Origin of the sequence: Marivibrio halodurans (assembly GCF_017963645.1) — a bacterium.
GTDB classification, from domain to species: Bacteria; Pseudomonadota; Alphaproteobacteria; order UBA8366; family Aestuariispiraceae; genus Marivibrio; species Marivibrio halodurans.
Map to the genome: position 1 here is coordinate 145,920 of NZ_JAGMWN010000004.1, position 18,820 is coordinate 164,739.

23 protein-coding genes and 1 tRNA gene are annotated in these 18,820 nt (G+C 67.0%); 15 read left to right on the forward strand and 9 right to left on the reverse strand.

The features are described 5' to 3' along the window. Positions 1-189: 189 nt before the first annotated feature. The 3 genes from trxB to KAJ83_RS09980 all read left to right on the forward strand — a co-directional run bounded on the left by trxB (position 190) and on the right by KAJ83_RS09980 (position 3,311). Entirely contained in the window at positions 190-1,158 is a 969-nt protein-coding gene (trxB, locus tag KAJ83_RS09970) for a thioredoxin-disulfide reductase (protein WP_210681921.1), read from the forward strand. 231 nt (positions 1,159-1,389) lie between these two features. Continuing rightward, complete coding sequence (locus KAJ83_RS09975; protein WP_210681922.1) at positions 1,390-1,842, forward strand: bactofilin family protein; 453 nt, start codon at positions 1,390-1,392, stop codon at positions 1,840-1,842. Positions 1,843-2,168: 326 nt separating this feature from the next. Further along, complete coding sequence (locus KAJ83_RS09980) at positions 2,169-3,311, forward strand: HPP family protein (protein ID WP_210681923.1); 1,143 nt, start codon at positions 2,169-2,171, stop codon at positions 3,309-3,311. A gap of 134 nt (positions 3,312-3,445) precedes the next feature. On the opposite strand, the gene KAJ83_RS09985 is transcribed toward KAJ83_RS09980, so the two are convergent. Then, a tRNA-Leu gene (locus tag KAJ83_RS09985) sits at positions 3,446-3,532 on the reverse strand. Between the two features lie 109 nt (positions 3,533-3,641). Continuing rightward, positions 3,642-3,986 (reverse strand): hypothetical protein, encoded by a 345-nt coding sequence (locus tag KAJ83_RS09990; protein WP_210681924.1) that lies wholly within the window; start codon positions 3,984-3,986, stop codon positions 3,642-3,644. A gap of 212 nt (positions 3,987-4,198) precedes the next feature. Between KAJ83_RS09990 and KAJ83_RS09995 the strand changes: the two genes are divergently transcribed. Next, positions 4,199-4,369 carry a hypothetical protein gene (locus tag KAJ83_RS09995; RefSeq protein ID WP_210681925.1) on the forward strand — a complete coding sequence of 57 codons (171 nt, stop codon included), beginning with the start codon at positions 4,199-4,201 and terminating at the stop codon, positions 4,367-4,369. Positions 4,370-4,383: 14 nt separating this feature from the next. Here KAJ83_RS09995 and KAJ83_RS10000 read toward each other — a convergent pair whose 3' ends face one another. Further along, the gene (locus tag KAJ83_RS10000; RefSeq protein ID WP_210681926.1) at positions 4,384-5,160 is read right to left on the reverse strand and encodes a competence/damage-inducible protein A; all 777 of its coding nucleotides are present in this window, start codon (positions 5,158-5,160) and stop codon (positions 4,384-4,386) included. A gap of 104 nt (positions 5,161-5,264) precedes the next feature. On the opposite strand from KAJ83_RS10000, the gene KAJ83_RS10005 reads away from it, so the two are divergent. The 6 genes from KAJ83_RS10005 to KAJ83_RS10030 all read left to right on the forward strand — a co-directional run bounded on the left by KAJ83_RS10005 (position 5,265) and on the right by KAJ83_RS10030 (position 10,073). Next, complete coding sequence (locus tag KAJ83_RS10005; protein WP_210681927.1) at positions 5,265-6,221, forward strand: AEC family transporter; 957 nt, start codon at positions 5,265-5,267, stop codon at positions 6,219-6,221. A 17-nt stretch (positions 6,222-6,238) separates the two neighbouring features. Beyond that, the gene (locus tag KAJ83_RS10010; protein ID WP_210681928.1) at positions 6,239-6,673 is read left to right on the forward strand and encodes a GNAT family N-acetyltransferase; all 435 of its coding nucleotides are present in this window, start codon (positions 6,239-6,241) and stop codon (positions 6,671-6,673) included. Positions 6,674-6,798: 125 nt separating this feature from the next. After that, positions 6,799-7,338 (forward strand): RNA polymerase sigma factor, encoded by a 540-nt coding sequence (locus KAJ83_RS10015; RefSeq protein WP_343221980.1) that lies wholly within the window; start codon positions 6,799-6,801, stop codon positions 7,336-7,338. A gap of 41 nt (positions 7,339-7,379) precedes the next feature. Then, positions 7,380-8,231, forward strand: coding sequence for a hypothetical protein (locus tag KAJ83_RS10020; RefSeq protein WP_210681930.1), 852 nt, complete (start codon positions 7,380-7,382; stop codon positions 8,229-8,231). 154 nt (positions 8,232-8,385) lie between these two features. Then, the gene (locus KAJ83_RS10025; protein WP_210681931.1) at positions 8,386-9,702 is read left to right on the forward strand and encodes a sulfite oxidase; all 1,317 of its coding nucleotides are present in this window, start codon (positions 8,386-8,388) and stop codon (positions 9,700-9,702) included. A gap of 74 nt (positions 9,703-9,776) precedes the next feature. After that, on the forward strand, positions 9,777-10,073 hold the full coding sequence (locus KAJ83_RS10030) for a hypothetical protein (RefSeq protein WP_210681932.1): 297 nt from the start codon (positions 9,777-9,779) through the stop codon (positions 10,071-10,073). A 36-nt stretch (positions 10,074-10,109) separates the two neighbouring features. On the opposite strand, the gene KAJ83_RS10035 is transcribed toward KAJ83_RS10030, so the two are convergent. Next, complete coding sequence (locus tag KAJ83_RS10035) at positions 10,110-12,050, reverse strand: S9 family peptidase (RefSeq protein WP_210681933.1); 1,941 nt, start codon at positions 12,048-12,050, stop codon at positions 10,110-10,112. A 221-nt stretch (positions 12,051-12,271) separates the two neighbouring features. Between KAJ83_RS10035 and aroQ the strand changes: the two genes are divergently transcribed. From aroQ to KAJ83_RS10060, 5 genes are all read left to right on the forward strand, one after another. Then, positions 12,272-12,721: a type II 3-dehydroquinate dehydratase gene (gene aroQ / locus KAJ83_RS10040; RefSeq protein ID WP_210681934.1), complete on the forward strand. Its 450-nt coding sequence runs from the start codon at positions 12,272-12,274 to the stop codon at positions 12,719-12,721. 124 nt (positions 12,722-12,845) lie between these two features. Then, entirely contained in the window at positions 12,846-13,298 is a 453-nt protein-coding gene (gene accB, locus KAJ83_RS10045; protein WP_210681935.1) for an acetyl-CoA carboxylase biotin carboxyl carrier protein, read from the forward strand. A 62-nt stretch (positions 13,299-13,360) separates the two neighbouring features. Further along, on the forward strand, positions 13,361-14,704 hold the full coding sequence (accC, locus tag KAJ83_RS10050; protein ID WP_210681936.1) for an acetyl-CoA carboxylase biotin carboxylase subunit: 1,344 nt from the start codon (positions 13,361-13,363) through the stop codon (positions 14,702-14,704). A 102-nt stretch (positions 14,705-14,806) separates the two neighbouring features. Beyond that, positions 14,807-15,463, forward strand: a complete 657-nt coding sequence (gene aat / locus KAJ83_RS10055) for a leucyl/phenylalanyl-tRNA--protein transferase (protein WP_210681937.1) — start codon at positions 14,807-14,809, stop codon at positions 15,461-15,463. Between the two features lie 128 nt (positions 15,464-15,591). Next, the gene (locus KAJ83_RS10060; protein ID WP_210681938.1) at positions 15,592-16,044 is read left to right on the forward strand and encodes a hypothetical protein; all 453 of its coding nucleotides are present in this window, start codon (positions 15,592-15,594) and stop codon (positions 16,042-16,044) included. 19 nt (positions 16,045-16,063) lie between these two features. Here KAJ83_RS10060 and KAJ83_RS10065 read toward each other — a convergent pair whose 3' ends face one another. From KAJ83_RS10065 to KAJ83_RS10085, 5 genes are read right to left on the reverse strand one after another with little or no spacing between them, the layout of a single operon-like run. Next, positions 16,064-16,501 carry a DUF2155 domain-containing protein gene (locus KAJ83_RS10065; RefSeq protein ID WP_246484429.1) on the reverse strand — a complete coding sequence of 146 codons (438 nt, stop codon included), beginning with the start codon at positions 16,499-16,501 and terminating at the stop codon, positions 16,064-16,066. 29 nt (positions 16,502-16,530) lie between these two features. Continuing rightward, positions 16,531-17,331, reverse strand: a complete 801-nt coding sequence (locus tag KAJ83_RS10070; RefSeq protein WP_210681939.1) for a class I SAM-dependent methyltransferase — start codon at positions 17,329-17,331, stop codon at positions 16,531-16,533. Beyond that, the gene (gene mlaD / locus KAJ83_RS10075) at positions 17,328-17,783 is read right to left on the reverse strand and encodes an outer membrane lipid asymmetry maintenance protein MlaD (protein WP_210681940.1); all 456 of its coding nucleotides are present in this window, start codon (positions 17,781-17,783) and stop codon (positions 17,328-17,330) included. The genes KAJ83_RS10070 and mlaD overlap by 4 nt, the downstream gene beginning before the upstream one ends. A gap of 18 nt (positions 17,784-17,801) precedes the next feature. Further along, on the reverse strand, positions 17,802-18,404 hold the full coding sequence (locus KAJ83_RS10080) for an MlaD family protein (protein WP_210681941.1): 603 nt from the start codon (positions 18,402-18,404) through the stop codon (positions 17,802-17,804). 22 nt (positions 18,405-18,426) lie between these two features. Then, positions 18,427-18,810, reverse strand: a complete 384-nt coding sequence (locus KAJ83_RS10085) for an NADH:ubiquinone oxidoreductase subunit NDUFA12 (protein WP_210681942.1) — start codon at positions 18,808-18,810, stop codon at positions 18,427-18,429. Positions 18,811-18,820 lie beyond the last annotated feature (10 nt).

Consider the following 18,820-nt stretch of genomic DNA (forward strand, 5'->3'; position numbering starts at 1 on the left):
GGGCGGGGTTGCGCCCGGCCGGCGCGCCACTATCCTTCAAGGGGACGGCGCACCGAACCGGCGGGACCACATGCGCCCCGCGCGACAGCGTCCAGACCCAACCCGACCCACGAAGTCGGACAATATGAACCCCGCGAGAGCCGCCCCCCTCGCTTATCTCTTTCCCTCTCCGATGAAGGAGCCCAGCCCATGGCCGACGAACTCCACAGCAAGGTCCTGATCATCGGCGCCGGTCCCGCCGGGTATACCGCCGCGATCTATGCCGCCCGGGCGAGTCTCGCCCCCCGCCTCGTCGCCGGCATGCAGCCCGGCGGCCAATTGATGATCACGACCGACGTGGAGAACTATCCCGGTTTCGCCGACGTGATCCAAGGCCCCTGGCTGATGGAGCAGATGCAGAAACAGGCGGAGCATGTCGGTACCGACATCCACTACGACCTGATCACGGCGGTCGACTTCACGGGCCGTCCTTTCCGCTGCACCGGCGACAGCGGCACGATCTACACGGCCGATTCCGTGATCATCGCGACCGGCGCGCAGGCGCGCTGGCTCGGGCTGGAGAGCGAACAGCGCCTGCAGGGCATGGGCGTCTCCGCTTGCGCCACCTGCGACGGCTTCTTCTTCCGGGGCAAGGAGGTCGCCGTCGTCGGCGGCGGCAACACGGCGGTGGAGGAAGCGCTCTATCTCACCAATCACGCCAGCAAGGTGACGCTGATCCATCGGCGCGACGAATTGCGCGCGGAAAAGATCCTGCAAGACCGCCTGTTCGCCCATCCGAAGGTCGAGGTGATCTGGGACAGCGTGGTGGAGGAGATCCTGGCCGACGGCGACCCGCCGGGCGTCAGCGGCGCGCGCCTGAAGAACCGTAAAAGCGGCGAGACCGCGGACATCGCCTGCGAAGGCGTGTTCATCGCGATCGGCCACGACCCCGCGACCGCCGTCTTCAAGGACGCGCTCAAGATGGATGCGAACGGCTACATCCTGACCGCCGCCGATTCGACCGCGACCGATGTACCCGGCGTCTATGCCGCCGGCGACGTCACCGACCATGTCTATCGACAGGCGGTGACCGCCGCCGGCATGGGATGCATGGCCGCGTTGGAGGCGGAACGGTATCTGGCTCTGGGTGGCGCAGAGCGCGTGGAGGCGGCTGAGTAGTCGAACTAAGTGTTTTTACCTAAAATTTTAAACGGCTTTCGTTGCCGCTGGGCGAAGGGTGGCGTACCATAGCGATCAAATTGAGGAAGGGTGTTCGTCGCCCTTCCGCCCGGATGAGAAAGCCCACAAATGATCTTCGGAAGAAAGCGTACCGAATCCGATACTTTCTCTTCTTCACCCTCCTCATCGCGACATGACACGGCAAAGCGCGTCTCGGAAATTGCACAGGGATTGACCGTTCTCGGCGAGATCGTCGGCGAATGCGACGTCAGCCTGGACGGTCGGCTGGAGGGCAATCTCCGTTGCCGCAAGCTGGTGATCGGGCCGTCCGGTGAACTCATCGGTGGGGCGATCGCGCAAAACGTGCATGTGAAAGGCACGGTGAAAGGCGATATTCAGGCCGTGCAGGTCACGCTCGATTCCACCGCGACCGTCCTGGGCAATGTCCGCCACGAAGTTCTGAGCGTCGCCGCCGGCGCGCGGGTGGAGGGCCATTATACGCAGGGCCTCGCCAAGCCGGAGCGCAAGGTGTCGGTCGATGCCATCCGGGACCCTCAAGCGCGCGGTCTTCACCGCCCATCGTCGAAACCCGTCTTTCCGGCCGGAAACCCACCGGTACCGGTCGCAGTCGGTGGCGGCAGCGGCGCGAAGATCGCCGCCTCGGTGGCGAAGGCGGACATCTGAGCGAACGGCACCCAAGGGCGCGCATCATTTCCTGACCGCGGAATCCGCCCTGCCCACCGACCGGAACCAGGCCTTGAACCGAAAGCGAGGCCGAAAGCGGATTCGGTCGCATTTCCTTGCCCGGCGCTACCGCCATGGCACGGCGCTTCGCGCGGTATCGGCGTGGAGCATTGTTTCCGCCCCACGATCAGGGCTTCCATCAGGGTTTCAAGGGTAAGTTCGGGTGGGTCGCGCGGTTCGGATTGTCTTTTCCCTGTTTCGCTGAAATCCTCGGCATGGCTGGTGCGTAATGCACGGTCCAGGATCATCCCGGTCGGGAACCCCCCATGCAGCATTTTCCTCGCTCGCTCGGTCCGGCGGTTGCCCGGACATCCCCCGTCGAAGCCGTCCGCGCGGGACTTGGGGCCCTCATCGGCCTCGGCGTGGCGGGGTTGTTCGTTCTGTCGCCGTCTATCGACCGGACGCTCGGCCTCTATCTAATCGCTCCTTTCGGCGCGAGCGCGGTTCTTTTGTTCGCCGTTCCGAACAGCCCCTTGGCGCAACCCTGGTCGGCGATCGTGGGGAACACCGTCGCGGCGGCGGTCGGCGTGGCCGTCTGCCTGAGTGTGCCGGAGCCGATTCCCCGGATCGCGCTCGCGGTCGGCCTCGCGATCACCGCCACGATCCTGTGCCGCGCGGTGCATCCACCGGCCGGCGCGGTCGCGATGACCGCCGCGATGAGCCCCGACGCCGTGGCGGATCTCGGCTTCCGCTTCGCCATCACGCCGGTCGCGACCGGAACCGTCATATTGGTCGTGATCGCCGCCGCCTATGCCCGGTTGACCGGGCGGCGCTATCCGTTCCGGCAGTTCGACGCCCCCAATCGGCATGGCACGCAAGATCCCGAGCCGATGGAACGAATCGGCCTCACGAAGGAGGAACTGACGGAACTCCTGGAGCGCTATCGCCAGTCCTTCAACCTGGGTGTCGAAGACCTGGCCCGGCTGATCGGCGCGGCCGGGATGCAGGCCGCCACGCACGGGACCGGCCCCATGACAGCCGCCGACATCATGTCGCGCAATTTGGTGACGGTCGACCCGAGCGCGCCTCTTGCCCATGTGGCGGACCTGTTCAGACGGCACGGCTTCACCTCGCTCCCCGTGGTCGGGGAGCATGACGGATTTCTCGGCGTGATTTTCCAGATGCACCTCATCGAGCGCATCGGCGCGCAAGCCCACCGCCTTGATCGAGGCCTCCGCCCGGCGATGAGGCGCCTGCTCATCCGGGAAACGATGCCTCCACCTTGTGCGTCGGACCTCATGAACACGACGCCCCCACGCGCCGCGCCGACGACCCCGGTCGCAGCGCTCCTACCGATGATGGCCAGTGGCGATGTCGACGCGGTTCCCATCCTGGCCGATGGCGACCTCGTCGGGATCGTGACACGAACCGACCTGATCGGCGCCCTCGCCAGGAGCAGCTTGCAATAACCGCCCCAATAATCCGCTTCACCATCGGGCCACTTGACGATCGTGGCACCGGAACAAGCAAATGGAAGAAATGGTGCCCCATCCCGAAGGGATGTCGAACCAAAACTGGAGCGCCAGTTCGACGTCAGGAGAAATGGTGCGGGCGGCCGGACTCGAACCGGCACGGGACAAAGCCCAAGCGATTTTAAGTCGCTTGCGTCTACCAGTTTCGCCACGCCCGCTTGGCAACCGGCGCGCGCGGCGACGGCGGAACGGACGCTATATCGGCGGTGCCGGTTTTGGAAGAGGGAAGTAAGCGCGTCCGGCCCATCGCCTCCACGCGCCACATTCTTATCCCGGGAAAAGCCCGCGCATCCGTTCCATGAACGCATTGATCCAACTCTTGAGCGTCGGCAGCAGGCCGCCGCCTTCCCCCTGCCCCGGCTGATCGAGCGCACCAATGGCGAGGCCGATGGCGATCGCCAGAACGAGCGCGAGAAGGATCGTCAGAATCCAGGATACGGCGTTGGAACCACCGCGCCGGCGCCGCGAGAACCGCCGTTCGCCGAACCCCACATCCGGTTGGACATGGTTACGCAAACTGAGCGGTACCGTGCCGCCAAGGGTATCGCCGCGGTCCAGCCTGATCTTACGTTTGGTGTATTTAGTGCTCACGCCCATGTCGGTCCGTCTCATGCGCCGGGATGCGCGTTGATCGTCCGTTCGCCACCGGCACGCACCCCCTGCTACCGCGCCAGCCGAACCGCTTCAAGCCCCGCCCGGATATCCGACCCTGGCCGTCCCCACCATCCGAGACACCCAGAAGACCCAACCGGAATGTCGGTATCAGGACGGGAATATGGCGTAACCTTGGCAATTACCCGAAAGTCCAGGCTATGCTCTCATCCATGGACCGGGATTGGACGAATTATGGGCTGATCGCGCTCGGCGCCGTACTGCTCTGGCTACTGGCGCGACGCGGGCGCGCCGGCGATGCGCCTTGGCGGCGCATGCTGCCGGTCGCGATCGCCGTCGCGCTGGTGGTCGGTATCGCGCTTCATCTGCGCGACCGGATGTGATGCCGGGAAAGCCCTCAGCCCGCCGCCGGATCGAACCGTTCCGCCGCCGCGCCGAGGTCTTGGACGAGTTTCTCGACCGCCCGGGCCGCATCCTCCACCGCCGCGCTATCGACGCCGCGCACGACGATCGAGAGCCGGAACCCGCCGCTGCCATATTTCGGATAGCTGCCGATATCGACCGCCGGATGATCGGCCGCGACATGACGCAACCCCTCCGCCGCCGTGCCCTCCGGCAGGTCGCAGCGGATAGTGACGCTCTCTACCCGGGCGCCCCCCTTGAGGGTGGGCAGGACGCCGTCCAGCATCGCCGCCATGATGCGCGGCACGCCGGCCATGACGAAGACGTTCTCCAACCGGAAGCCCGGCGCGACGGAAACCGGATTGTCGATCAGGCTGGCGCCGTCGGGAATGCGCGCCATGCGCAGGCGGGCCTCGTTCAACTCATGCTCGCTGGTGGCATAGTGCGCCTCCAGCCGCGCGCGCGCCTCCGGATGGATATCGATCGCCCGCCCGAAGGCGGCCGCCACGCAATCCGCCGTGATGTCGTCATGGGTCGGCCCGATCCCGCCCGTGGTGAAGAGGTAATCGACCCGGGCGGAAAGCGCGCGCACCGTATCGGTGATCACATCCGCCTTATCCGGGATCACGCGGGCCTCGACCAGCGATATCCCGATCGCGCCCAGCCGTTCGGCCAGATGCTTCAGATTGGTGTCCTGGGTCCGGCCCGAGAGGATTTCGTTGCCGACGATGATGAGCGCGGCCGTGACCGCCTTCGGTGAGCTGTCCTGCATGATGGGGAAAGGATAGCGCGCCGCGCGGATGGGGAAAGCCCCATCCTGTGCATCACGTGCCTACCCCCTTGTGGCCGGATCGCCGGCCGGCCATAAGGGGTGTCATGAGTGCGATACTCGCGATCCTCGGCACCACGCTGCCCTTCTTCGCCGTCATCGGCTGCGGCGCGGTCGCCGTTTGGCGGGGGCTGATGGACGAGCCCGCGGCGCGCGGCGTTCACGTCTTCGTCTTCTATTTCGCCCTGCCCTGCCTGATCTTCCGCGCCTTCGCGACCCGCGATCTGGCGGAAATCCAGCGCTTCGACTTTCTGATCGCCTATGGCCTGCCGAGCCTGGCCGTCTATGGCGCGGCGTTCCTGGTGGGGCTGCTGCTGTTCCGGTTGCGCCTTGGCGAGGCGGCGTTGCACGGCCAAGCCGCCGCCGTCAGCAATGCGGGCTTCCTTGGCATTCCGCTGATCGCCGGCGTGATGGGGCCGGAGGCGGCCCTGCCGGTCGTGATCGCGGTGTTCTGGGACCTGGTGGTGACGATCACCATCTCGATCCTGCTGCTGGAAATCGGGGAGGCGCGCCGCCAGGGCGGGGGGCGGTCCATCGCGCGAACCACCCTCGGCGCGCTTGCCGGCACGGCGCGCAACCCCTTCATCCTGTCGATCGCCGCCGGCGTGCTTTGGTCCGCGACCGGCTGGTCGCTGCCCGGACCGGCGGACCTGTTGACCCGCCTTCTGGCGGACGCGGCGGGGCCGGCGGCCCTCTTCGCGCTGGGCGCCAGTCTCTATGGCCGTCCCATATCCAAGGGGCTGGCGGAGGTCGGTTCGATGAGCCTCTTCAAGCTTGCGATCCATCCCGTCGCGGTCGCCATCGGTTTCCGCCTGATGGATATCGACCCCTTCTGGGCGGTGGCGGGAATCCTGACGGCGGCCCTGCCGATCGCGGCCAATGTCTTCATCGTCGGCGGACGCTACGGCCAGTATGTCGCGCGCGGCTCGACGGCCATCCTGGTTTCCACCGTGATCGCCGTGGGCAGCGTTCCGGCGGCAATCGCCATCGTCTGGACGGGATGATACCGCCGATCCGCCCGATGACGGCGGACGATGTCCCGGCGGCATTCGCCGTCCGCCTCTCCACCGTCGAGAATGCCGTGACCCGCGCGGATCTGGCGGAAACCTACGGCGTCACCGAACCCGCCATGGCGAACGCATTGGCGAGCGGCGCCGTCGCGGGCTGGGTCGCGGAGGTCGGCGGGGCGGTGGTCGGCTTCGCCATGGGCAGCCGCGCGCACGGCGAAGTCCTGGTCGTCGCCGTCCGCCCCGAGCACGAGGGGCATGGCCATGGCGGGCGCCTGCTGGCCGCCGTGGTCGATTGGCTGCGCGCCATCGGACACGAATGTCCCTGGCTCAAGGCCAATCCCGATCCGGATATTCGTGCCACCGGCTTCTACCGCCGGTTCGGCTGGCGACGCACGGGCCGCATCGCCGGGGAAGACGAAATCCTGGTTCTTCCCCTTCGGGAGTGATCCCCGCCCGAGAGTCGGGCCCGAATGGTATGAAAGATGCGCGCTGCCCGCACCCTATGCTATCGTTCGTTTCATGGTCGGACTCAATCCTGCGGATCGCTCCGCTACCTGGAAGGCGTCACCCCGTGCCTGATCTGCGCGGCAGGCTGCAGGATCAGGCGGCACGGCTCTACGGCTATGCCATGGCGCTGACGCGCAATCCGGAGGATGCCGAGGATCTGGTCCAGGAAACCTTCATCAAGGCGATGACCGCCGACCGCCATCCGGCGGATGCGGCGGCGTTCCGCGCCTGGCTGTTCCGTATCCTGCGCAATCTGTTCCTGGATCAACGCCGCTGGGCCGCGCGGGCGGAAGCCTATCGGCAGGCCGTCCGCGACGCGGCTTCTGACGGGGAGCTATCCGACACGACGCATCCCGGCCGCAAGGACGCGGCCGCGATCACGATCCTGACCGTCCGCTTCGGGCTGATGAAGCTGGCGCCGCATCAGCGCGAGATCCTGGCGCTGATCGATGTCGCCGGATTCAGCTACGCGGAAGCGTCGGACCTTCTTGACGTGCCCATCGGAACCGTTATGAGCAGGATCAGCCGGGCACGCGCCCATCTGATCGCGGCGATCGACGACAGCAACATCGTGCCCCTTCCCACGCGGTCCGGGCGAAGCTGACCCGAAGCCCACGCGAAACCCCGAAGCGAGAGAGCGCCCCCTTGACCCGCGACGACCGCGACACCCAGGAGACCGAACGCTGGCGGCGACTTTGCGCCTTCGTCGACGGGGAATTGCAGGGCCGGGAGGCCGCCGATCTGGCGCGATCGATCGCGGAGAATCCGGCCGATGCACGCGACGCCGCCATGCTGGGCGCCGTGAAGGGATCGGTCGCGGAGGCCCTGACGCCGATGGACGACCGCATCCCGCGCGTACCGCCGACCCCCGGCGCGCGGAGCGGCCATCCACGCATCTCCCTCGTCCGCCGGATGCTGGCCGCGTCGATCCTGCTTCTCCTGGTGGCCGGATCGGGCTGGATCGCTGTCCAGAATGATGGCGCCCCACCGACCGACGCCGCCCAAATGCCCCCCTGGATCGAGACCGCCTTGGCCCAGCATGCGGTCCTATCCCGGGAGGCGGAGGCAGCCCCACCGCCAGCCACCCGGGGCACCCCGATCGCCACGGACGGCTTCTCCCCCTTCATCCCACGCCTGGATGCCGGGCAACTGCATATCGTCCGTCGCATGTCCTTCGCCGGTCCCTCCGGCCATCAGGGCGTGGCGGTGCATTATCGCGGCAACCGGGGGTGCAAGCTGACGCTCGCGGCGCTGGACGACGGGGCGGGCAATCTTGGCGAGGCGTTGGAGCGTCGGGAGTTCGCCGATACGACCCTCCTGGCCTGGCGGGTCGGGCGGGTGCGCTACATGCTGATGGCCAGCGGGATGGAGCCCGCCCGGCTCTCGGTCATCGCGCGGGCCGTGCACGACGCCAGCCAGCGCCATCGCGAGATCGACGGCGCCGACCGCGAGCGGATCGCCGACGCGCGCCGCCGAAGCCAACCCTGCCGGGCCTGACGCCCTCGAATAAGCTTTTCGACCACCGGAATCGATTTTCTCGACATCGCCGGGGAATAAACCGGCGCTTCCGATCGTTTCTTCTCCATAAGCGGCGAGAAAGCCGCCCCGTCGGCGCGCCGCGCCGACGCGAACCCGATGAGGGAGGAAAGCGATGACGGACCATGATACCGGCCGGGACGATCCGGCCGTCCCGACCCTGTACGATATGTATCGCGACGACCCGGAAGGCGCGGACAAGCGTCTTTTCGGACGCATTCCGAATGCCGACCGCCGGGGTTTCCTGCGTGGCGCCGGCCTCGCCACCATGACGGCGATGGTGGGCATGGCGATCCCCTATCACCGCACCATGCCGTCCGGCTTCATCCCGATGGCGCTGGCCGAAAGCGAAGGCGCGATCGAGGGCAAGGACGGTCTCTCCGTCCTCAACGACCGGCCGATGAACGCCGAGACGCCGCCGCATCTGCTGGATGACGCGGTAACGCCGACCAGCCGCCACTTCATCCGCAACAACGGCATCCCGCCGGAGGATGTCGACCCCGATAGCTGGACGCTGACGATCGACGGCCTGGTGGACGAGCCGATGACCCTCAGCATCGCCGACCTGAAGGAGCGATTCGAGGTCGTGGAGGAAAACCTGACCATCGAATGCGGCGGCAACGGCCGGGCTTTCTTCGACCCGCCCGCATCCGGCAACCAGTGGACCTACGGCGCCGTGGCCTGCTCGCGCTGGACCGGGGTGCGGCTGGCCGACGTGCTGAAGGCCGCGGGCGTGAAGGACTCCGTCGTCTATACCGCGCATTACGGGGCGGATTGGCACCTCTCCGGCGACCCGGACAAGCTGCCGATCTCGCGCGGGGTGCCGATCGAGAAGGCGATGAACCCGCATAACCTGATCGCCTTCGCCCAGAACGGCGAGCCGATCCATCCGATGAACGGCGCGCCGCTGCGCCTCGTCGTGCCGGGATGGCCGGGCTCCTGCTCGCAGAAATGGCTGACCCGCATCCAACTGCGCGATCAGGTTCATGACGGGCCGAAGATGACGGGCACCTCCTATCGCGTTCCCAACCGCCCCGTAGCCCCGGGCGAGGATGTCCCGAAGGAGGATTTCGTCATCATCGAGGCGATGCCGGTCAAATCCCTGATCACCGCGCCCGCTACCGGCGGAGAGACCGCCGAACGCACGATCGAGGTTCGCGGCCATGCCTGGGCGGGGGACGATTCGATCACCAAGGTGGAGGTCTCCAACGACTTCGGCGCGACATGGCGGGAAGCCAGCCTGGACGCCCCGGAGAACCCCTATGCCTGGCAGCAATGGCGGGCGGAGGCCTCCTTCCCCCAGGCCGGCTATTACGAGGTCTGGGCCCGGGCGACATCGGACAAGGGAATCTCGCAGCCCCATGCCATCGCCTGGAATCCAAAGGGGTATCTCAACAATTCGATGCACCGAATCTCGGTCCGCGTCGTGTGAGGACCCCTGCGTGCGGGCGAGCCTCCCCACCGGCTCGCCCGCACCTTTTCACGAGGACGAGGGAGTACTCGGTAATGAAATCATTGGTTGCCGCGGGCGCGATCTGTCTCGCGATGGCGGCCTGCGCGTCGGCGCTCGCCCAGGACGACGAGTACGAGGGATTGCCGCCCGGCGAAGGGCGGGATCTCGTCTATGGCTATTGTGGCGCCTGCCATTCCAATAAGCTGGTCGCCCAACAGGGGCTGAGCCGCGAGCGTTGGGACGATCTGCTGGTCTGGATGGTGGAGGAGCAGGGGATGTACCCATTGGAAGAGGCGGATCGCGAGGTGGTCCTCGACTATCTCGCCACGCAACTCGGCCCCGATCGTTGAGCCCGACGTCGAGAAAACGGGCGCTTGCAGGCGCCGTCAGCCAAGATTCTCGATCTCCACCGGGTCGATCGCGTCCGCCGGCTCGAAGCCGAAGAGCTGGGCATAGAAGCTGAGTTCCGCCTCGAAGGCCCGTTTGATGCTGTCCGCCCGGCGAAAGCCGTGGCCTTCCCCCTCGAACAGGATATAGGCGACCGGCAGCCCCTTCTCGCGCAGCACCGCCACCATCGCCTCCGCCTGATTGGGCGGCACGACCTTGTCGTCCTCCCCCTGCAGGAAGATGACCGGGCAGTTCAGCCCCTCGATATGATGGATCGGGGAGCGCGCGCGGTATAGGTCCGCCTTCTCCGGCCACGGCCCGACGAGGGTATCGAGATAGCGGCTCTCGAACTTGTGCGTATCGCGGGCGAGCGTTTCCAGGTCCCCGATCCCGTAACTCGACCGCCCGGCGCGGAAAACATCGCGGAAGGTAAGCGCGGCGAGCGTCGTATAGCCGCCCGCGCTCCCCCCGACCGCGACGAGACGGTCGGGATCGACCAGCCCCTCTTCCGCCAGATGGAGGGCCCCGGCCGTGCAATCCTCCACATCGACCTGCCCCCAGGCACCGTTGAGGCGCCGGCGATAGGCCCGGCCGAAGCCGGTGGAGCCGCCGTAATTCACGTCCAGAACGGCGAATCCGCGGCTGGTCCAGAACTGGACCTTTAGGGCGAAGGAGGCCGTGGTCTGCCCCGTCGGTCCGCCATGGCTCATCACGATCAGCGGCGGCTTCTCCTCCTCCGGCCCTTGGAAATCGCTGTTGGCGGGCGGATAGAAATAGCCGTGGGCACGCGCCGCCGTCCCGTCCGGCAGGGTGGTCGGGAAATCGACCTTGCGCGCGATGGAGACCGCATCCTCAGGCAGTTTCAAATCCGAAGCTTGGCGCAGCACCGTCTCCCGCCCCCCGGCGAGGTCGAGCAGGACCGCCGCCCCCGGCGCCCCTCTCCGACCCGCCATGAAGACCGCGCGGTTCCCATCGCAGCGCACACCGTCGAAGACACACCACCCGCCCGATAGCGAAAGGGGATTCAGCTTGCGCGCATCGAGGTCGAACAGGGCCAGTTGCCACTCCCCCTCGACCGCGAAGGCGGTCAGCACGGTCGTCGCGTCGACGAAGCCATAGGTACGCATGCCGAACTGCCAATGCGGCAGGCCGAAATCGGCGGCGACCTTGAAATGCTCCGGCCGCTCGCCGTCGCGATAGAGGTTCCAGTAGCCGCTTTCGTCCGAGACATAGTGCAACCGGCCGTCCGGCGCGTAGGCCGGCTGGAAGATCGCGATATCGCGCGCGCCCGCGACATGGCGTGTGGACACGACGCGCCCATCCGAATCCAGCACCGCCTCATGGCAGTCGGTGCCGTCCCAAGGCATGTTGGGGTGGCGCCATTCGATCCAGGCAAGGCGGTCGCCCTCCGGCGACAGGGTGGGCATGGCGTAGAAATCCGCCCCCTCGGCCAGCGTCTCCACCGTGCCGTCGAAACCGATCGCGACCAGACGATTCTCCGGCTCCTGTCCCTCGCGCGGGATTTCCGCGACCGCGATCAACCGTTCCCGCCGCGCGTCGACTTGCAGATCGGCATAGGCCGTGCCGTCCGCACGCGTCACCGGATGGATGGCGCCCCCTTCCCCTTCGGCGCGATAGAGGCGCTGATCGCGCGCATCGACGAACCACGCCCCCCCCAAGCCGACCGCAATCGCGCCGCCGCCATATTCATGCACCTTGGTGCGGACATTGTAGGGGGCGGGCGTCAGATCGCGTGCCTGTCCGTCCGGCCCGCGACGCACCAGGACGGTGCGGCCCATCTCCCAAGGCCGCTGTTCCGTCCAATAGACGCAGTCCCCGTCCGGCAGGATCTGGCCCAACCCGACCGATCCCCGGGTCATCAGGTCGGTCGTGATCGGCGAGGCCCAACTGCCGAAGGGCGCGGTCTTCTGCGATGCCATGCTCGACGCTTTCACTCGTTGATGGGAGGCTGCGACCCAGGCAGCGTACCCACGCCGACGGGCCGGGGAAAGGGGCCGCCGACCGTCCCAAGCGCGCGGCCCCTACCCACGCCGTCCCGACGCCCGCTTGCCCAAAACGGGTGCCGGGTTATACTCCCGCCCGCGCCACGCGCCGGGCCGGATCGGTGGAACGGGGCGGTCGACAGGGGGACGAGAGCCGAATGGCCGAGGCGACGATCCTGGTCCTGAACGGGCCCAATCTGAACATGCTGGGCAAGCGCGAGCCGGCGATCTACGGCGCGACGACGCTCGCCGACATCGAAGGGATGTGCCGCGCGGAAGCGGCGACACGCGGCGTCGCGATCGATTTCCGGCAATCGAACCACGAGGGCGACCTCGTCACCTGGAGCCAGGAGGCGCGGGAGACGCACGCCGGGATCATCGTCAATGCCGGCGCGTTGACCCACACGTCGGTCGCGCTGCGCGATGCGCTGCTGTCCTCGGAACTGCCGGTCGTCGAGGTGCATTTGTCGAATATCCATGCGCGCGAGACGTTCCGGCATCATAGCTATATCGCGCCGATCGCGGTCGGTATGATCTGCGGCCTGGGCGCCAAGGGATATGTCCTCGCGATCGAGGCGATGGCGGATATCGTCCGCCCGACGCCATGAAAGCGGAGCGTTAGGTGCGACTAGGGGGTTGAGCCCCCCCGGACGAGGGGGCTACATGAAGCGGGTTGTCCGTGCTCCGATATAGGGCACGGGCGGCAAGTGGGGTTCACTTCAAGGGGCGATCATGCCGAAACTGACCGTCGATGCCGACCTTATCGGGAAGCTGGCCGACTTGATGGAGGAAAAGGCGCTGACCGAGCTCGAACTCGCCGAGGGCGATCACAAGCTCAAGCTATCGCGCCAACAGGCGGGACTGGCCGCGCCGATGCCCATGGTGGCACCGGCCGCGGGTCCGATCCCCGGTGGCGGGGACACCGGGGGCGGCGCGGACAAGGCCGCGCATCCGGGCGCCGTGCCCTCGCCCATGGTGGGGACCGCCTATCTCGCGCCGCAACCGGGCGCGGACAACTTCGTCACGCCGGGCGATATGGTGAAGGAGGGACAGACCCTGCTCATCATCGAGGCCATGAAGGTCATGAACCCGATCCCCGCGCCGAAGGGCGGCAAGGTCAAGGAAGTCCTTGTCACCGACGGCCAACCGGTCGAGTTCGGCGAGCCCTTGGTGATCCTGGAATAGTCGTGTCGCGCGCGCGGACGGCGGCGCCGATCCGCCACCGCGCGCCCGGGGGGAGAGCCCTTTTGTTCGAGAAGGTCCTGATCGCAAATCGCGGCGAGATCGCGCTTCGCATCCACCGTGCCTGTCAGGAGATGGGTATACAGACGGTCGCCGTGCATTCCACCGCCGACGCGGAGGCGATGCATGTACGCCTCGCCGACGAGGCCGTCTGCATCGGCCCGCCGGCGCCGAAGGACAGCTACCTCAACAAGGCCGCCATCCTGACGGCGGCGACCCTGACCGGCGCCGACGCGATCCATCCTGGTGTCGGCTTTCTCAGCGAGAACGCCGCCTTCGCCGAGATGGTGGAGGAACACGGCATCGCCTTCATCGGGCCGAGCCCCGAGCATATCCGCATGATGGGCGACAAGATCGAGGCCAAGGAGGCCGCGCGCCGCCTCGGCATTCCATGCGTCCCGGGCAGCGACGGCGCGGTCGAAACCGACGCGGAGGCGCTGCGCATCGCGGAGGAGGTCGGCTTCCCGCTGATCATCAAGGCGGCTTCCGGCGGTGGCGGGCGCGGCATGAAGGTCGCCTATTCGATTGACGAGGTGAAGACCGCACTTTCCATCTGCCGGACGGAGGCGAAGGCCGCCTTCGGCGATGATGCGGTCTATATCGAGCGCTATCTGGCCAAGCCCCGCCATATCGAGGTTCAGTTGCTCGGCGACGGACAGGGCAACTGCATCCATCTGGGCGAGCGCGACTGCTCCATCCAGCGCCGCCACCAAAAGGTGATCGAGGAGGCGCCCTCCCCCGCCCTCAACGCGACCCAGCGCCGCCGGATCGGCGAAACCGTGACGAACGCGATGAAGGAGCTGGGCTATCGCAGCGCCGGGACGATCGAATTCCTCTACGAGGACGGCGAGTTCTTCTTCATCGAGATGAACACCCGCCTGCAGGTGGAGCATCCGATTTCGGAGATGGTCTGCTCGATCGATCTGGTGCGCGAACAGATTCGCATCGCCGCCGGCGCCCAACTCGACATCCGGCAGGAGGACGTCAAGATCCAGGGGCACGCGATCGAATGCCGGATCACGGCGGAGGACCCGGACAGCTTCCTGCCGACGCCCGGCCGGATCACCGACTATCACGCGCCCGGCGGCCTGGGCGTGCGGGTCGACAGCCAACTCTATTCCGGTTACGCGGTACCGCCCTTTTACGACAGCCTCGTCTCGAAGCTCGTCGTCCATGGCCAGAACCGCAATGAATGCCTGATGCGGTTGCGCCGTTCTCTCTCTGAATATGTGATCGGCGGCATCAAGACGACGATCCCGCTGCATCAACGGATCATCGCCGAGAAACGCTTCATCGACGGCGATTACGACATCCATTGGCTGGAGAAGTGGATGGGCCTGAAGAAATAGGCCCGCCCGGCCGCGCGGGATGCGTCTCAATGCTTCCGTGCGGCGCCGAAAGGTTCTAGAGTCGATCCGCGTGCATTTGTTTCAGGGAACCGGCGACCGCCGATGGAACCGCTCGACCTGACGCCCGATATGTTGCTCCGGGCCTACGCGATCGGCGTCTTTCCGATGGCGGAGGATCGGGATGATCCGGATCTTTTCTGGATCGACCCCCGGATGCGCGGCATCATCGACATGACCGCCTTCCATGTACCGAAGCGGTTGCGGCGCACGATCCGCTCGCGCAAATACCGTGTCAGCTTCGACGAGAATTTCGAGGGCATCATGGATGGTTGCGCGGAATCGACGGAACGTCGGCCGCGTACCTGGATCAACGACAAGATCCTGACCCTCTACACCTCGCTGCACCGCATGGGACACGCCCACTCGGTGGAGGTGTGGGAGGGCGACCTGCTCGCCGGCGGGCTCTATGGCGTGACGCTGGGCGGCGCCTTCTTCGGGGAAAGCATGTTTTCCCGCCGCCGGGACGCCAGCAAGGTGGCGCTGGTCCATCTCGTCGCGCGGCTCAAGGCGGCGAACTTCACGCTCCTCGACACCCAGTTCGTCACCAAGCATTTGGAACGCTTCGGCGCGACGGAGGTGCCGCGCGCGGACTACCGCGCCATGCTGGCCGAGGCGCTCAACACCCACGCGGATTTCTTCAGCCGCTACCGCGCCGACGAGGTCGAAGCGTTCCTTGACCGGATCGCCCACCCCGCGTGAGCGTCCCGGCCAGCGGGCGGGCTGTTGATCCGCGCCGGCCGCATCCCAATATTCAATGTATAAGAGGGCCGGTTCCGGCCCACGCCGGGTCCGACGGCCCTCCGTCATATCGGAGAGGCAGGCACGAAATGGCCACCTATCGCGAGAAGCAATCGGAGGATCGCCGCCAGGGCCGCCCGCAAGCGGACGGTCTCGACAATCGCTGGAGCATCGACCGGCCGGCAGGACGCGACCAGCAGCCGGAAACCGGCGGTGGTGGCGGCGGGCCGGAGGGACCGGAGGAGATCGCCCGGCGGAATACGGCAATCCTGCGCGGCACCGCGCTCATGCTGGCCGTGTGCCTGGCCTTCGCCCTGCCGCAGCCGGACGCGTTGCTTGCGCCGCTGTTCTCCAGTTATCTGTTCGCCGCGGCCGGCGCCGGATTGCTCTGGGGGGCGATCACGCGCACGCCGATCCGCGCGCCGCATCTCACCCATTGGGATCAGGCGGCATTCCTGCTCGCCGTCAGTTTGCTCGCCGGTTTCTTCACCGACGCGGACTCGGCACGACAGGCGATCGAAGCCTTCCAAAACGGCTCATAAAGGCGTCCGGAAGCGGTACCTATTGGCGGGGCGGCGGCGCCTCGCCTTCCAGTTCGGCCCCCCGGCATTCCAGGACCCAGACGTCATAGACGGGATGCTCCAGGGCGTTCAATCCGGGAGAAGACGCGAACATCCATCCGGTGAAGAGCGGCACCGGCTCCTCCCCCTCCTTGACCTCGTCGATCTCCAGGAAGGCGGAGGATTCCGGGGCCTCCTGCGGCGGCGTGCGGTCGCAATGCCGCACCGTGATGTCGAGCGCGCCGAAGCGCACGCTTTCCCCCACGGGGGCCTCGAAGGTGGAGACGCGCGCCGTCACCTTATCCAAGCCCTGCAGGACGGCGGTCGCGCGCGGAACCGCCCCGGCGGACGACACCCCCTGCATAAGCATGGCGGCCGACAGGGCTCCCCCCGCCAATAGGATGCGCCGCGCCGCGCGAATAATCCTCGAACCCATCATCTCCAACCGCCTCTCACGCGTCCTTGCCTTCACCCGACTTTCCGCGCGGCCAGCCTAAGGCGCACATAGTCCGCCTGCCAGCCCCCCGTCGCCGGGTCGCGCAAATCGGCTTCGACCCGCGCGCGAACGGCTTCCAAGGCCGCCGCCCGGTCAGTCGCCGGAAGCGCGTTCGTGAAACACTCCGCGAAGGTCGCGAGCCACCCCAGCACATCGCCCGGCAGCGACGTCGGCCGCGCGAAATGCTCCATCCGGGTCACCTCGAACCCGGCGGCGGCGAGGTGCGCTTCATAGGCGGCCGGGGTCGGAAAATACCAGGGATCGACCGGCGCGGGATCGACCTCCCGCGCGCGCAGTTCCGCATGCAGGGCCCCACGCAGTGTCGCGACATTGCCGTCGCCGCCCATCTCCGCGACGAATCGCCCCCCGGGCTTCAGCGCCCGGGCCACGCCCGCGACCACCGCGCCCGGGTCGCGTTTCATCCAATGCAGCGCGGCGTTGCTGAAGACGGCGTCGAATTCCGATTCGAAGCTTAGTGCGTGGCCATCCACCACATGGGCGTCCAGCCCCTCCGCCCGCGCGATGGCGATCTGGTCCGGACTGGCATCGACGCCGGTCACGACGCAGCCGAGCGCCGCCAGCTTCGCCGTCAGCGCCCCCTCCCCGCAGCCAAGGTCGAGAACACGCTCCCCCGGCACGGGCGCCAGCCATTCCACCACCGGAAGGCCGAGCGTGGCGACGAACCCCGCTTCCGCGCGATAGCGTACCGGGTCCCAATATTGACCGGCATTAGGCTGGCCGGCGGAGGGCCCGCCTTCCGGGGCGGCGGTCACTGCCCATCCTCGCCGGTCACGAGGAACATGGCCTTGCCGAGCAGTTCCTCCAGCGCGATCGCGTCTTCCGTACGATCGATCCGGCCGCCATCGGAAAGGGTTTCCGCCGCCGTGCCGGGTTCGATCTTGACATAGCGTCCGCCGAGAAGACCGTCGCTGGCGATCACCGCGCGGCTATCGACCGGCAGGTTGACGCCACTGCGCACATCCATGGCGACGACGGCCTGATAGATTTCCTGATCGATCGATTGCCCCACGACCGATCCGACCTTCACGCCGCCGACCCGGACGTCGGAGCCGAGCGTCAACCCATCGACCGCATTGAACCGCGCCTCCAACCGGTAGGACGCGCCGAGCCGAAGATCGGTCGATTGATAGGCGAAGACCAGGAAGAAGCCCGCGACCAGGAGGACGACCGCCCCCATGATGGTTTCGATGGCGCTGCGCTTCATGCTCCGTCCGTCCCTTTCCTAGTCGCCATCCCGATCGCCGCCGAGCGCGGGCATCCCGAAGCCGCCAAGACCGCCGTTCCCATCCTCCGAGGCGCCCGCGCCGGTGTCGCTGTCCTCGGAACGATCCGCCTTCGCGTCCTCCTTCGCCGCCGCGCGCCGCGCCTCCGCGGAGAGAATGACCTTCTGCAGCAATTCCTCGAACCGAACCGCGCTTTGCGTATAGAGGAAGGAATCCCCGGGCCCCAGCATCTCCATATCGCCGCCGACGCCGATCTTGATGTATTTACGGCCGGCGATGCCCTCGCTCAAAATCTTGATGGAGCTGTCATAGGGTATCTCGATGCCGTCGCGGATACGCATGACGACCACCGCCTCGTTACGCGCCGTGTCGAGATATTGCCTTTCTACCTCACCCACCGGGATGCCGGTAAGAAGCACGTCGGTGCCGGGGCGCACACCGTCGATCGCCTCGAAACGAGCCTCCAGGCGATAGCCGCGCTGATCCGTCTCGCCCGGCTGGCCGCCGCGGTAGCTGATCACCAGGACCAACGCGCCAATCAGCACGACGAGCCCGCCGATCGCGATATTGAGACTTTCGCGGCTGATGCCGAACGCCGCCATGCGCGATCCCTTCACCTCCCGGTCATTCGGGCGTCCAAGCCTCGTAGTCGCCGGTGGCGCGGTCGCGCTGGCCGCCGCGCAGGGTATGGCCAGGCGGCCGGTAGGCGAGCGGCGTGCCGGTCAGATTCGGCTGATGCTCCTTCTGCCAGGGGCGCCGCGCGATCGTCGATTCGTTCGGGAAATCCGCCAAGGTATAGTGCAGCCAAGCATGATACATCGGGGGGACGCGGCTGGCCTCGTCGCGGTCCACCGGGCTCTTCGGATCGTCGGAATAGATCACCCAGCGCCGCCGGCGGCGGCCCTTCGCGGCCGCGGACTTGGCCTGATAATAGCGATTGCCGTACGCATCCTCGCCGACATAGTCGCCGTTGAGCCAGGTGATGACCCGGGTGATCGCATTGGGCATGAGCCGAGCG